The following is a 13,217-nucleotide window of genomic DNA, read 5'->3' on the forward strand; positions in this document are numbered from 1 at the left end:
AAAACGGGTTGGTTAATAATGGTTGAAGTACAAAAGTCAGAATTTAAAGCACGTCGCGAGCGCTTACTTGCTCAAATGGATGAAAATAGCGTTGCTATTATTCCCGCTGCGAGCGAAGTGACGCGCAGCCGCGATACCGAATATGCATTTAGACAAGATAGCGACTTTTTTTACTTAACTGGCTTTAACGAACCCGACGCCGTACTTGTACTCTGTAATAACAGCGATGCACCCAGTACTTTATTTTGCCTAGATAAAGACAAGCTTGCAGAAATTTGGCATGGCCGCAGAGTTGGCTTTGATAAAGCTAAAAGTGACTACCTGTTTGATGAAGCTTACCCGCTAAGTGAATTAAACGATAAAACACTCGATATGCTAAATGCAAAAAATGCGCTCTATTTTGCACAAGGTGCTTATCCCTCATTTGATACCAAAGTGTTTTCGTTACTAGGTACGCTTCGAAATGGCTCACGAAAAGGCCTCAAAGCACCGAGTACTTTAAAAGAGATACGCGGCCTGATTCATGAAATGCGTTTGTTTAAATCGCCAAGCGAGATAGATGTTATGCGAGAAGGCTGCGAAATTAGTGCGCGAGGGCACATGCGCGCTATGCGTTATTCGCATGCGGGTGCCACAGAGTTTCAGCTAGAAGCAGAGCTACATCATCATTATGCAATGAACGGTGCGCCTCATCCTGCGTACGGCACAATTGTTGGTAGTGGCGACAACGCCAATATTTTACATTACACACAAAATAGCGATGTTTTAAAAAGTGGTGACCTAGTACTTATAGACTCCGGTTGTGAGTTACAAGGTTACGCTGCTGATATAACGCGTACATTTCCGGTAAATGGTCAATTTAGCGAAGAGCAAGCCGCGCTTTATAATATTGTACTTAAAGCGCAAGAAGTTGCTTTTGATGAGGTAAAACCCGGTGGTTATATGTCGCATGCTAATAAACTAGCAATGGAAGTAATGACCCAAGGTTTACTCGACTTAGGTATTTTAATTGGCGACTTTGACGAGCTAATGGCAAAAGGTGCGTGTAAAGAATATTACATGCACGGGCTTGGGCATTGGCTTGGTTTAGATGTACATGATGTTGGCGATTACAAAGTAAATAACGCTGAGCGTGCATTTGAGCCGGGTATGGTACTCACCATAGAGCCAGGGCTTTATATAAGCGAAGACTCAAGCGCACCGCAAAAATACAAAGGCATTGGCATTCGTATCGAAGATAACTTGCTAGTTACCGAAACCGGCCATGAAAACTTGACCCTAAGCGTACCTAAAAAAATTAGCGATATAGAAGCACTTATGCAAAGTGCTAAAAACGTATAAAGCTCGGAGAGTAAAGTGGCTAAGCAGTTTGATGTAGTTATTATTGGCGGTGGTTTAGCGGGAGCAAGCTGCGCATTAAGTGTGGCTAAAACTAATCCCGCGTTAAATATTGCCGTTGTAGAAGCTAATCAAGTAACCGGCGACTACCACCCAAGCTTTGACGACAGAAGCATTGCACTTGCTCAGCAATCGGTAGAGTATTTACAAAGCCTCAATTTATTTGAGCAAAATGCCCCTTACACCGCAGCAATCAAAAAAGTGAGCGTGTCTGATAGAGGCCACTTTGGCAAAGCGCACATTAATTGCGACGAATTTGCTAAGCCCTCACTTGGTTACGTAGTAGAAGTTAACCCTTTTGGCCGAGCGCTTCACCTGCGTTTAACGCAGTCAAATATTACGCTTTTGTGCCCCGATAGCGTAATTGCCATTGAGCAAACTTTGCATAGCAATACACTCACCTTACAAAGCGGCGAGCAATTAAACGCCAAGCTATTGGTTATTGCTGATGGCGCACAATCACCAACACGTAGTTTACTTGGGCTTGGTTTTAATACCCAGCCTTATGAACAAGGCGCAATTATTGCTAATGTAGAAGTGGCTGGTGGGCATAATAATCATGCCTTTGAGCGTTTTACACAAAACGGGCCTATGGCGTTATTACCCATGAGCAATAACCGTTATTCGTTAGTGTGGTGTATGCGCCAAGATCAGGTTGAACAGCACATGGCACTCAGTGAACAAGGCTTTTTAAGTGCCCTGCAAAGCGCGTTTGGTTATCGCGGTGGTCAATTTACTAAAGTAGGCATGCGCACGAGTTACCCGCTCGTTTACGGGCAAGTTGAGTCTTTAACTGCGCACCGTACAGTGGTTATTGGTAATGCTGCACATGCGATTCATCCTATCGCAGGGCAGGGTTTTAATTTAGGTCTTCGCGACGTACAAGTACTTAGTAATTTAATAGCAAATAGCCAACACGATTTAGGCAGCTATGCGTTTACACGTGAATATTCAAAAAAGCGCAGTGATGATATAAAAACCGTAATGAGTTTAACCGATGCACTTGTTAGGCTTTTTTCGAACTCATCGCGAGTGCTCGCATTGGGGCGCAGTATTGGGTTGTTTTCGATGGATTTATTTCCCGCATTAAAAGCGCCATTAGCTAAACAGTTAATGGGGCAAGTTAAACAAGGTAGGCGTTTATGAAGCAAGCACAGGTTTGTATTGTAGGTGGCGGCTGTGTAGGGCTAACACTAGCACTTGGATTGGCAAAAGCCGATATAAGCGTCGTTGTACTCGACGGCGCACCAACACAAGCGTTACCAACTGACGAATATGGTTTGCGTGTAAGTGCGTTAAGCATTGCAAGCCAAACCTTGCTTGAACAATTAAATGTATGGCCCGAAATTATCGCACAGCGAGCGTGCGCTTATACACATATGGATGTACGTGATGCCGACAGCTTTGGCAAAATAGCGTTTAATAACGAGCAACTTGAGCTTGAACATTTAGGCCATATTGTTGAAAACGACATTATCCGCTTTGCGCTTATAAAAGAGCTAGAGCAACAAAGCAGTGCAACACTAATGTTTGATACACAGTATCAGCAAATACATCAAAGCGAATCTGATGTATTTATAACACTTAAAAGCGGCGAGCCAATTATTGCAAAACTGCTGGTGGCGGCTGATGGTGCAAATTCAGCTATACGTAAACAATTTAATATGGCGCTTAGTTTTAAAGATTACGATCACCATGCGCTAGTCGCGACAGTTAAAACTAAAGAGCAACATGCAAACACCGCACGCCAAGTCTTTTTACCAACAGGGCCACTCGCGTTTTTACCATTGAGCGATGAGCATACTCATTCAATTGTGTGGTCTACCAGCCCCAATCATTGTGATGAATTATTAGCAATGGACGACACCGCCTTTAATAAAGCCGTAATGGCTGCAATTGATGGTCAATGCGGGCTGTGTGAAGTGCAAAGTGCGCGCACTGCTTTCCCACTTAAAATGCGCTACGCCCAGCAATGGGTTTCAGGCAAAGTGGTACTCATTGGCGACGCTGCACATACAATCCATCCACTTGCAGGGCTTGGTATGAACCTAGGCCTAAAAGATGCGGCTTATTTAATTGAGCTTTTAACAAGCGATAGCAGCAAGGAGTTTGCAAGCACTCGCACACTGCGCGATTACGAGCGCACTCGTAAGCTCGATGCACAAAAGCACATAGCTATGATGCAAGGGCTAAAAGAGCTATTTGAAGGTGCAAACCCGGTTAAAAAACTTATTCGCGGAGTAGGGCTATCATTAGTTGATAATCTTGGGCCAATCAAGCACCTGTTCGCCAAAGAAGCGATAGGAAAGTGATGTAGGTTGAGTTGAGCGAAGCGAAACCCAACAGATAAAGTAAAGTGATGAGCTTGATTAAAAAAACCGATGTTTAGTTTAAACATCGGTTTTTTGTTTTAAAATAGTTTTGAACATATTTAAAGCCGCGCTTTTCACGCGAGCAAGTTCGGCGTCTACATGCAAAGTTTAACACTGAGCTTAATTTTACCTGTAGGCGTTTAGCTTGCTGACGCGACGAGCGTAGCTCGTAATTACTATCGTTAGTTAAAAAGCGCTTTGCGTTAAATCAGTTACAAATTCTTTTGTGCTTCATTCACCATATCTTTGAGCGCATCAATTAACAGCGGGTCTTTTTTGTTTTCTTTTGCAAGCTCGAGTGCGTGTTTCATGCTGGTAACGGCTTCTTTAAACTGTTTGTTAGCAGTATAGCCTTGCGATAAACGCATGTGAGAATAAGTTGCATTTGGGTAATGGGTAGTAAAGTGTTTAAGCGTGGTAATAGCTTTAGCTGTATTACCAAACTTTTGCTGGCTATGAGCAAACTCTACGTATACATCTTGTGGAATTTTAAGCTCAAACCCGTACTTATCACTAAGTGCTTGGTAATAACCTGTAATGAGCGATACATCAGCAAACTTTCCGTGCTCGTCAGTAACCTTAAATATTAGGTCGCTAAATAAGTGAATTAGGCTATCGCTAAGCGCTGGTAGTATAGTGCCCATATGAGTAAAAGCGGGGTAATGTTTATATTCCCATTTAAGCTGCGAGGGCGTTTGTTGTTCTAAATTTACCAAAGTATTTAATACGCCTGTATAAAAGCGTGCTCCTTCGCTTGCTACACTAATAAATAACGACTGATCACCTTTAGGGTTTTTAGTGTATTTTATAATATTATTTTTTAATTCCTCATCACTCCACCAACTGTTTGGGCTTATAGCTATATAGTTATTAAATAACTCAGGCTGATTAACTAAAGTATAAAGCGCCAAAGTACCTGCATTAGAGTGGCCAATTAAGGTGTTGTAGCCGTTAGTTGAGTAATTACTGTTTATATAAGGCATGAGTTCATCAGACACAAACTTTAAAAACTTGTCGGTTTGTCCTGCGTCAGGCCATTTGTTTTTAACAAAAGTTTGAAACTCTGTTTTAGGCTCGCCTTCTACTTTTGGTAAATAATCGCGAACACGGTTAGTTGTATCAATACCAACGAGCATTGCGTTAGGTATCTGCTCGTAATCAACAAGGGATTTAATAACACCAGACACCGTATGAAAGTGCTCAACACCATCAAGTAAATAAATAACATAAAGCGGCTGATCGTCTTTTACAGTGTCAGGTATGAAAATTTTAATGGGCCTGTCTTCGTTAAGTATTTTTGATTGCAGAATGACTTTTTTACCAACGGTTATGTCAGTTGTATTGGTTTTTGCGTGGCTTAAAAGCGGCGTGCTAAAAGTAAGTATTAATACAAGCGATAGTAAGAGCTTCATAAATATCCTTATTTAATAATGTATTGCTTAATAATTGCACGGCTTTAAGCTTGAGTAAATGTTTATATTTTCGGGGTAAACATAAAGCTTGAGCAATTAAAAGCTATCGCTTTTCAGGCGAGTAAGCTCGGCTTCTACAAGAGAGATTACACTCGGTGCTTAACTTTTGCGGTAGGCGTACAGCTTGCTGACGCGACGAGCGAAGCTCGAAATGTTTACCTTTAAACACTTATCTATAAAAGCTTAAAAACCTGCTTGCTTAATTATCCGTCTAAGCGTAAAATGCGCGCTCATTTCGGCTTTTAAACTATTAATTCCTTGCCTTAAACCGACCGGCCGAAACGGTAGAAGGCTCTATTAACCGTAAGGAATATCCATGCGTCATTACGAAATCGTATTCATGGTTCACCCAGATCAGAGTGAGCAAGTTGCTGGTATGATCGAACGTTATACTGGTTCTATCACTGAAGCTGGTGGTGTTATCCACCGTCTTGAAGATTGGGGCCGTCGTCAATTGGCTTACCCAATTAACAAGCTTCATAAAGCTCACTATGTTCTTATGAACGTTGAAGCACCAACTGAAGTAATCAGCGAGCTAGAAACTACTTTCCGCTACAACGATGCAGTGCTTCGTAACTTAGTTATCCGCACTAAAACTGCTGAAACTGAAGCGTCTCCTCTTGCAAGAGAAGAGAAGAAAGAAGCACCAGCTGCTTAATTGTTTTGAGTCCTAGCATGGCATGTAATCAGCAGTTACTATAATGGTTAGCCCATATATGAATCAGCTGGTTATATCTGGGGTAGTTTGTAAAACTCCCAAGTTTAGCCAAAGCCCTGCTGGCATCCCGCATTGTATTTTTGTTGTAGAACATAAATCGATGCAAACCGAAGCAGACCTTAACCGTAATAGTTACGTGAGGCTTCAGGTAGTTGCCAGTGGAAAGCAAATGCAACAACAGACTCAACATTTGCACGTTGGGCAGGCATTGCAAGTGAGTGGTTTTTTAAATCGCCACGAAGGTCGTAACGGCCTTAGCCAATTGGTTTTGCATGCTCAGCATATAGAAAGAATTATTTGAGGAATTAATCTCATGGCACGTTATTTCAGACGTCGTAAGTTCTGCCGCTTTAAAGCGGAAGGCGTAAAACAAATCGATTACAAAGATCTAGCTACTCTTAGAAACTATGTTACAGAAAGTGGCAAAATCGTACCTAGCCGTATCACAGGTACTAGCGCTAAATTTCAGCGCCAGCTAGCAACTGCTATTAAGCGTGCTCGCTACTTAGCCCTTCTTCCATACACTGACTTACATAAGTAAGCAGCGGATTAACAGTTTTTAAAAGGTGTAGAAACATGCAAGTTATTCTACTAGATAAGATCGCTAACCTAGGTAGCCTAGGTGAACAGGTTGTAGTTAAATCTGGTTTCGCACGTAACTTCCTTTTCCCTCAAGGTAAGGCAGTTCCTGCGACTAAAGCTAACATTGAAACGTTTGACGCTCGTCGTGCAGAACTTGAAGCGAAAATCGCTGAACAGTTAGTTGCTGCACAAGCACGCGCTGAAAAACTAGAAGCATTAGCAGAAGTTACATTAGTATCTAAAGCTGGTGACGAAGGTAAGTTATTCGGTTCAATCGGTACTCGTGACATCGCTGACGCTATCTCAGCTGTTGGTGTTGAAGTTGCTAAGTCAGAAGTTCGTTTGCCTCTAGGTACTATCCGTGAGACAGGTGAATTTGACGTATCAATTTCAGTTCACTCAGACGTAACGGCTACTATTAAAGTAATCGTAATCGCTGAAGCTTAATTTTTAATTAAGCGACAAAAGCCGTGCTATTAGCACGGCTTTTTTGTGTCTGTAATTTGGCTAACTTCGTTTATTAGTTACTAGTTAAGGGCACAGTTAGTTGCTAGTTAAGGGCACAGTTAAATACAACCTCGTACAACCCTCTTTTTTATTCAATTATTTTTTAATTCCCTTTAAACCTTTTCGAACTGTTATTACGTCTAACTTATCAATACACTAACTCAATAATAACAATTTAAAGGCGACATCACGGATGTTACACGTTAAACCCGAACCAACGCCTTTATGCGAAGCTAAACTCATTGAGCGTGTTAAATCAGGTGATCAAGTCGCATACACAACGCTTTATGAGTTACATATAAAACGAGTCTACGGTTTATGTTTACGCTTATTAGCGGACCAAGCGCATGCTGAAGATGCAGCCCAAGAAGTGTTTGTACAGGTATGGCGTAAAATAGCGCAATTTGACGGTCGCTCGCAGTTTTCTACTTGGCTTTACAGCGTTGCCAGTAATGTAGCAATTAGTTACTTACGCAAGCAAAAAAATTGGCTGCAAAAAGTAGTGAGCATTGAACACTGCGGTATGGATGAGCAATCAGCTAATGACTGCAAAGGCTTAAATGGTCTCGATAAATTAATAGTAAGGCTTCCTGAGCGCGCACGCATGGTGTTTGTGTTGTTTGCAATCGAAGGTTATAGGCACGAGGAAATAGCCGATCAATTAGGTATGGCTGTTGGGTCAAGTAAATCGCAATATCATCGTGCTAGGCAGTTATTACAAGAGTGGTATGAAAATGAATAAACCAAATTTTGACGACTACTTAAACAAATCATTAAATACGCTTGATAAAGACATTATGCCACAAAAAGACCTGTGGGCAGGGATTGAGCGAGCAATGGTTAGTAATAAGCAGGACCTAAAAGGCACTGCTATTTGGCCAAAACTAACAGCAATAGCTGCCTGCACATTAGCTGCTTTAATTGCTGTAAATCTATTTGTTATAGCGCCCGAGCCACAACCCGTAGTGGCTATAAGTGATTACTTTTCGGCGCAAAAAAACAGTTTGTTGGTTGAATATGAAAATAAAGAAGCATTGACCACTAACTGGCAAACGCAGCTACAAGAGCTTGAAAACGCAGAGCAAGCAATAAAGCAAGTTCTTAAAAATGAGCCACAAAACCAAGCGCTACTAACAATGTTAGCGCAAATATATCAACAACAACTTGATTTAATTAACAAGGTGCATGCGCCACGTTGGCAGCACATTTAGGAGTACGACATGAAAGCGATTTTATTAGGACTGAGCTTATTTCCGTTGGCGGTATTAGCGGGTGAAAAAATAGATAAGCAAATAGACGTACCAAGTGGCGGCACTATTTTTATTGAAAACCAACGCGGTGATATACATATTACAGGCTGGGATAAAAACGAATTTAAAGTATCTGGCGAGCTTGATGACAAAGCCGAGGGTTATGAGCTTAAAACAAATGGTGATAAAACTCAGTTTATTGTAAAAATGCCACGTAAATCAAATTGGGGTAATAATGGCGATGGCTCAAGCTTAACCATATTTATGCCTAAAAGCAGTAGTTTAGAGTTTGCTGGCGTTAATGTATCGGTGACTGCGAAAGAGCTAAAAAATGGCGCTGAAGTTGACGTGGTTAATGGCGAAATTACGGTAGATGATATTACTGGCAACATTAAGCTCACCACCGTAAATGGTGATGTAAATGCAGAAAACCTAAGTGGTAATATTCAATTTGAAACCGTAAATGGCGAAATTAACGATAGAAAATCAAGTGGTGAACTACGTTTTAGCGCTGTTAATGGCGATATTAAATCAACCTCAAGCGCCAATGATGTGCGCCTTGAAAATGTAAATGGCGATATAGATTTTACGCTATCGTCAATTAAAAACTTACGTATTAACACGGTGAATGGCGAAGCCGAAGTACATATTAAAGAGCTTTTAAAAGGCGGTGATGTACGTTTTGAATCGGTAAGTGGCGATGGTGATTTTTACTTTCCTGACAGCGTATCTGCAAATTTTGAAATTAAAGCGCACGCTAATGGCAAAATCATTAATAAAGTTACTAGCGATAAAGTCAGTAAAGCTAAATACGGCCCAGCCAGTGATTTAGAATTTAGCATTAATGGCGGTAATGCTAATGTTGAAATGGATACAATTAGTGGACGCATAGAGCTTCGTATTAAATAACGCTCATTCACTTTCACGATTACAAAAAGCAGGAAAAGATTTCCTGCTTTTCTATTTGCACAGCCCCTTCAAGTCGATAGAATAGAGCCATTCAATTTTACTACTGTGAAGTTATGGCCAAACCAGATAAGCAAGTCGATACACTTAAAGTTCCTCCCCATTCAATAGAAGCTGAACAATCTGTTTTAGGTGGCTTAATGCTTGATAACCAAGCTTTTGACCGCGTAGCGGAGCTTGTTGTATCACAGGATTTTTATACCCGCACGCACAAGTTAATTTTTGAGGCGATGACGGCACTTGCTGAGATTGGCGATCCGATAGATTTAATCACTATTTCTGAAAGTTTAGAAAAAAATAATAAACTGGCAGGAATTGGTGGCTTTGCTTATTTAGCAGAAATAGCTAAAAACACGCCAAGTGCTGCTAACATTGACGCTTACGCAAGTATTGTACGCGAACGTGCTGTTGTACGTGAAATGATTGGCGTAGCGAACGAAATTGCAGAAGCGGGTTTTAACACCGAAGGGCGTACCAGTCACGACTTACTCGATTTTGCCGAAAGCAAAGTGTTTAAAATAGCTGAGCAACGAACAAAAAATAATGAAGGCCCGCAAAGCATTCATAGCATCCTTGAAAAAACCGTTGATAAAATAGAAGAGCTTTATCAATCACCACAAGATGGTGTTACGGGTGTAAGTACAGGTTATGCCGATCTAGATAAAATGACGACGGGCTTACAGCCATCTGACTTAATTATTGTTGCAGCGCGTCCATCAATGGGTAAAACCACTTTTGCGATGAACCTTGCAGAACATGCCGCAATGACTCAAGACAAACCAGTATTAATTTACTCTCTAGAGATGCCTTCAGAACAAATTATGATGAGGATGTTAGCGTCTCTTGGCCGTATAAACCAAACTAAGGTACGTACTGGTCAATTAGATGATGACGATTGGGCACGACTTTCATCAACAATGGGCTTGTTGATGGAAAAAGGTAAAATGTACGTTGATGATGCGTCGGGCTTAACACCTACCGATGTGCGTTCACGTGCAAGGCGTATAGCCCGCGACCATGGTGGTATTAGTATGATCATGGTCGATTACTTGCAGTTAATGCGTGTACCAAGCCTTGCTGATAACCGAACGCTCGAAATTGCTGAAATTTCACGTTCACTTAAAGCACTAGCAAAAGAGCTAAAATGTCCGGTTGTTGCGCTTTCGCAGCTTAACCGTACGCTAGAGCAACGTGCCGATAAACGTCCTATTAACTCAGATTTACGTGAGTCAGGGTCGATAGAGCAGGATGCCGATTTAATCATGTTTATTTACCGTGATGAAGTTTATAACGAAGACAGTACTGACAAAGGTATTGCCGAAATTATCATAGGTAAACAACGTAACGGCCCAATTGGTAAAGTGCGTTTAACATTCCAAGGTCAATTTTCTCGCTTTGATAATTACGCGGGACCAGCGGTAGATGACGATTACTAATGCGCTTAGCCACTGCTGAAATTAATTTAGCTGCACTTGCGCATAATTTAGCGCAAGTTAAGTGCTTTGCACCTAACAGCAAAGTAATGGCGGTGCTAAAAGCAAATGCTTACGGGCATGGTTTAGTAACGATTGCGCAGCATTTAAATAATGCTGACGCATTTGCTGTGGCGCGTATAGATGAAGGGCTTGCCCTTCGAGCTGGGGGCTTAACAAAGCCAATAGTTTTACTAGAAGGCTTTTTTAACAAAGCCGACTTACCTATTTTACTCGCTAATAACTTTCAAACTATTATTCATGACGAATACCAATTAGCCGCGCTTGAAAAAGCAAAGCTCGATGCGCCAATAACATGCTGGTTAAAAGTAAATACAGGTATGCATCGACTAGGTATTGCGCCAGAGCAGTTTGAAGAGTTTTATAACCGCTTACAAAAAACACCTAACGCCAAAAATACCGTTAATTTAATGACCCATTTTTCGTGTGCTGATGATGTTGATAATGCCAAAACGGTTCAACAAATCACGTTATTTGATAACTTAGTGAATGGCATTGACCAAGCACATTGTTTATCAAATTCTGCTGGTATTATCGCGTGGCCAAGCGGCCATGGTGATTGGGTACGCCCTGGGCTTATGCTATATGGCGTATCGCCAATGGCAAATAGTATTGGGCAACAACATAAATTAAAACCAGTTATGCGCTTAACTACGCGCGTAATTGCAGTGCGTAATGTACCAGCCAATGAGGCGGTAGGGTATGGCGGACGTTGGAAAAGCGATAAACCAACCAAGTTAGCTGTTGTGGCTATGGGTTATGGCGATGGTTATCCTCGGCATGCTAAAGAGGGCACACCAGTAATAATTGGTAAGCAGCGTTATGGTATTGTTGGCAGTGTTGCTATGGATATGATTAGCGTAGATATAGGTGCTAATGAGCACAATATTAAAGTGGGCGACAGAGTCACTATGTGGGGCCCTGAGCTACCAGTTGAAGAAATAGCATTATGCGCTGATACTATCCCTTACGAGCTATTATGTAATATTACACCGCGCGTAAGTTATGAGTATCAGCGTTAATACAGCTATAAAGCGGTATTTACTCTTTTATAAAGTAAACGTCGCTAAAGCCCATACGGGCAAATTCTTGGTCGCGAAAGTTACGAACAGAAGCAGACCCTTTTGAGGTCATTTCTATTTGCTGTACCATGCTTAAGTAATTAGTTAGATCAATACCTTCGGCGGCAGCAATTGCTTGATACATGTCGTGGTATTTATCTTTAGCGAAATTAATCTCGCGCGGTTCGTTTTTATATTTGTAGGTTATTCTACGTGCCATTTTAAGCTCATTTCAATTGAGTGTTGCAGCGATTTTACACTGTATTTAATAACGGCTCTAGCATTGAATGACTTGTTGTAATCGGTAATTAAAATAAAGAGTCAAAAATGAAATTATCAGTAGAGATCAGTAAATACCCACTTCACCAAGATTATATCCCGTTTATTCAGGGCTTTATTGACAGATTAAACGAATACGATGATTTAAAAGTGATTACTAACACGTTATCAACGCAAATTTTTGGTGATTACGATTTAGTAATGCAGGTGTTAAATACCGAAATTAGACGTTCATATGAAGAATTTGGTAAAGCTATTTTTGTATGTAAGTTTCTCTCTGGCGACTTATCGCCTGAATAACCTATAATACCAACCTGCATAAATATTTGATCAATTTAACGAATTAAATTGCACTATAACGTCATTAAAAATTTTTTATTTAGAACAACTAGATACAAAAATTTTTGCCTAGTTCTAGCGTAATTTTCTTAACGTTAAATAGACCCCGTATATAAGCAGATTGGTATAACAATCGGCACAACTAAACGGTAATTGCATAATATGGACTTTTTAACACAAACCTTAAGTGGTTTTACAGCAATGTCGCATTGGGAGTATATTGCGGTAGGGTTGTCGATGGCTTATTTATTATTAGCAATAAAAGAAAGCTTATGGTGTTGGCCTGCGGCATTTTTTAGCACGCTCATTTATACAATAATGTACTGGAATGGCGCATTACTTATGGAGTCGTTACTTAATTTTTATTATATGTATATGGCTGTATTTGGCTGGGTTGTATGGCGTAAAGGCAAAGCTGCAAATTTAAATATTACATCGTGGTCGATAAACCGTCATGCTGTTTTAATTAGTTTAACAACCGTAGCTGCAATAGTTATTGGTTACGTTATGCAAAATTATACTCATGCCGATTTTGCTTATCTTGATAGTTTTACAACATGTTTTGCCGTAGTAACTACTTACTTAGTGGCTAAAAAAGTCCTCGAAAACTGGCTGTACTGGATTGTAATAGATGCCGCTTCTATGTATTTATATTACGAAAAAGGCTATTACCCAACGCTAGCACTCTTTATATTTTATACCATTATGGCAGCGTGGGGCTTTAAAACCTGGTACGAAGAGTACGAACAAAGCCAAGCTAAGCCTCTAGCACAGCTTTAA

General features: G+C 40.7%; 16 protein-coding genes. 14 read left to right on the plus strand and 2 right to left on the minus strand.

All coding sequences use genetic code 11. The annotated features are described in order from the left end of the window. The first annotated feature begins 18 nt into the window (after positions 1-18). From pepP to GQR39_RS13460, 3 genes are read left to right on the plus strand one after another with little or no spacing between them, the layout of a single operon-like run. Positions 19-1,341 (plus strand): Xaa-Pro aminopeptidase, encoded by a 1,323-nt coding sequence (gene pepP / locus GQR39_RS13450; protein WP_165735840.1) that lies wholly within the window; start codon positions 19-21, stop codon positions 1,339-1,341. Positions 1,342-1,356: 15 nt separating this feature from the next. Further along, the gene (gene ubiH / locus GQR39_RS13455; RefSeq protein ID WP_101216070.1) at positions 1,357-2,544 is read left to right on the plus strand and encodes a 2-octaprenyl-6-methoxyphenyl hydroxylase; all 1,188 of its coding nucleotides are present in this window, start codon (positions 1,357-1,359) and stop codon (positions 2,542-2,544) included. Beyond that, positions 2,541-3,710 carry an FAD-dependent monooxygenase gene (locus tag GQR39_RS13460; protein ID WP_165735841.1) on the plus strand — a complete coding sequence of 390 codons (1,170 nt, stop codon included), beginning with the start codon at positions 2,541-2,543 and terminating at the stop codon, positions 3,708-3,710. The genes ubiH and GQR39_RS13460 overlap by 4 nt, the downstream gene beginning before the upstream one ends. 272 nt (positions 3,711-3,982) lie before the next feature. On the opposite strand, the gene GQR39_RS13465 is transcribed toward GQR39_RS13460, so the two are convergent. Continuing rightward, positions 3,983-5,182 carry an alpha/beta hydrolase-fold protein gene (locus GQR39_RS13465; protein ID WP_165735842.1) on the minus strand — a complete coding sequence of 400 codons (1,200 nt, stop codon included), beginning with the start codon at positions 5,180-5,182 and terminating at the stop codon, positions 3,983-3,985. A gap of 376 nt (positions 5,183-5,558) precedes the next feature. Between GQR39_RS13465 and rpsF the strand changes: the two genes are divergently transcribed. The 9 genes from rpsF to alr all read left to right on the plus strand — a co-directional run bounded on the left by rpsF (position 5,559) and on the right by alr (position 11,780). Then, entirely contained in the window at positions 5,559-5,900 is a 342-nt protein-coding gene (gene rpsF, locus GQR39_RS13470) for a 30S ribosomal protein S6 (RefSeq protein ID WP_007378473.1), read from the plus strand. Positions 5,901-5,943: 43 nt separating this feature from the next. Further along, entirely contained in the window at positions 5,944-6,261 is a 318-nt protein-coding gene (priB, locus tag GQR39_RS13475; protein WP_004588456.1) for a primosomal replication protein N, read from the plus strand. A gap of 12 nt (positions 6,262-6,273) precedes the next feature. After that, positions 6,274-6,501 carry a 30S ribosomal protein S18 gene (rpsR, locus tag GQR39_RS13480; protein ID WP_007378475.1) on the plus strand — a complete coding sequence of 76 codons (228 nt, stop codon included), beginning with the start codon at positions 6,274-6,276 and terminating at the stop codon, positions 6,499-6,501. Between the two features lie 35 nt (positions 6,502-6,536). Continuing rightward, positions 6,537-6,989, plus strand: a complete 453-nt coding sequence (gene rplI / locus GQR39_RS13485; protein WP_002962755.1) for a 50S ribosomal protein L9 — start codon at positions 6,537-6,539, stop codon at positions 6,987-6,989. A gap of 253 nt (positions 6,990-7,242) precedes the next feature. Further along, positions 7,243-7,791 carry a sigma-70 family RNA polymerase sigma factor gene (locus tag GQR39_RS13490; RefSeq protein WP_165735843.1) on the plus strand — a complete coding sequence of 183 codons (549 nt, stop codon included), beginning with the start codon at positions 7,243-7,245 and terminating at the stop codon, positions 7,789-7,791. Beyond that, the gene (locus GQR39_RS13495) at positions 7,778-8,260 is read left to right on the plus strand and encodes a hypothetical protein (RefSeq protein ID WP_165735844.1); all 483 of its coding nucleotides are present in this window, start codon (positions 7,778-7,780) and stop codon (positions 8,258-8,260) included. The genes GQR39_RS13490 and GQR39_RS13495 overlap by 14 nt, the downstream gene beginning before the upstream one ends. A 9-nt stretch (positions 8,261-8,269) precedes the next feature. Further along, positions 8,270-9,208: a DUF4097 family beta strand repeat-containing protein gene (locus tag GQR39_RS13500; protein WP_165735845.1), complete on the plus strand. Its 939-nt coding sequence runs from the start codon at positions 8,270-8,272 to the stop codon at positions 9,206-9,208. Positions 9,209-9,321: 113 nt separating this feature from the next. Then, positions 9,322-10,701 carry a replicative DNA helicase gene (gene dnaB / locus GQR39_RS13505; RefSeq protein WP_007587308.1) on the plus strand — a complete coding sequence of 460 codons (1,380 nt, stop codon included), beginning with the start codon at positions 9,322-9,324 and terminating at the stop codon, positions 10,699-10,701. Continuing rightward, positions 10,701-11,780, plus strand: coding sequence for an alanine racemase (gene alr / locus GQR39_RS13510; protein WP_007587306.1), 1,080 nt, complete (start codon positions 10,701-10,703; stop codon positions 11,778-11,780). The genes dnaB and alr overlap by 1 nt, the downstream gene beginning before the upstream one ends. A gap of 19 nt (positions 11,781-11,799) precedes the next feature. Here alr and GQR39_RS13515 read toward each other — a convergent pair whose 3' ends face one another. Next, complete coding sequence (locus tag GQR39_RS13515) at positions 11,800-12,039, minus strand: DUF2960 domain-containing protein (RefSeq protein ID WP_007587305.1); 240 nt, start codon at positions 12,037-12,039, stop codon at positions 11,800-11,802. A 107-nt stretch (positions 12,040-12,146) separates the two neighbouring features. On the opposite strand from GQR39_RS13515, the gene GQR39_RS13520 reads away from it, so the two are divergent. Further along, entirely contained in the window at positions 12,147-12,398 is a 252-nt protein-coding gene (locus GQR39_RS13520) for a hypothetical protein (protein ID WP_165735846.1), read from the plus strand. Positions 12,399-12,599: 201 nt separating this feature from the next. Further along, positions 12,600-13,217, plus strand: a complete 618-nt coding sequence (gene pnuC / locus GQR39_RS13525; protein ID WP_007587303.1) for a nicotinamide riboside transporter PnuC — start codon at positions 12,600-12,602, stop codon at positions 13,215-13,217.

The sequence above is a fragment of the Pseudoalteromonas sp. C8 genome (assembly GCF_011378685.1).
In the GTDB taxonomy this organism is placed as follows: domain Bacteria; phylum Pseudomonadota; class Gammaproteobacteria; order Enterobacterales; family Alteromonadaceae; genus Pseudoalteromonas; species Pseudoalteromonas arctica.

Coding starts and splice junctions, on each gene's coding strand:
- pepP (WP_165735840.1), top strand. CDS start 19: ATGGTTGAAGTACAAAAGTCAGAATTTAAAGCACGTCGCGAGCGCTTA.
- priB (WP_004588456.1), top strand. CDS start 5,944: ATGGTTAGCCCATATATGAATCAGCTGGTTATATCTGGGGTAGTTTGT.
- GQR39_RS13495 (WP_165735844.1), top strand. CDS start 7,778: ATGAAAATGAATAAACCAAATTTTGACGACTACTTAAACAAATCATTA.
- GQR39_RS13460 (WP_165735841.1), top strand. CDS start 2,541: ATGAAGCAAGCACAGGTTTGTATTGTAGGTGGCGGCTGTGTAGGGCTA.
- rpsR (WP_007378475.1), top strand. CDS start 6,274: ATGGCACGTTATTTCAGACGTCGTAAGTTCTGCCGCTTTAAAGCGGAA.
- rplI (WP_002962755.1), top strand. CDS start 6,537: ATGCAAGTTATTCTACTAGATAAGATCGCTAACCTAGGTAGCCTAGGT.
- rpsF (WP_007378473.1), top strand. CDS start 5,559: ATGCGTCATTACGAAATCGTATTCATGGTTCACCCAGATCAGAGTGAG.
- GQR39_RS13465 (WP_165735842.1), bottom strand. CDS start 5,182: ATGAAGCTCTTACTATCGCTTGTATTAATACTTACTTTTAGCACGCCG.
- GQR39_RS13500 (WP_165735845.1), top strand. CDS start 8,270: ATGAAAGCGATTTTATTAGGACTGAGCTTATTTCCGTTGGCGGTATTA.
- alr (WP_007587306.1), top strand. CDS start 10,701: ATGCGCTTAGCCACTGCTGAAATTAATTTAGCTGCACTTGCGCATAAT.
- GQR39_RS13490 (WP_165735843.1), top strand. CDS start 7,243: ATGTTACACGTTAAACCCGAACCAACGCCTTTATGCGAAGCTAAACTC.
- GQR39_RS13515 (WP_007587305.1), bottom strand. CDS start 12,039: ATGGCACGTAGAATAACCTACAAATATAAAAACGAACCGCGCGAGATT.
- pnuC (WP_007587303.1), top strand. CDS start 12,600: ATGGACTTTTTAACACAAACCTTAAGTGGTTTTACAGCAATGTCGCAT.
- GQR39_RS13520 (WP_165735846.1), top strand. CDS start 12,147: ATGAAATTATCAGTAGAGATCAGTAAATACCCACTTCACCAAGATTAT.
- dnaB (WP_007587308.1), top strand. CDS start 9,322: ATGGCCAAACCAGATAAGCAAGTCGATACACTTAAAGTTCCTCCCCAT.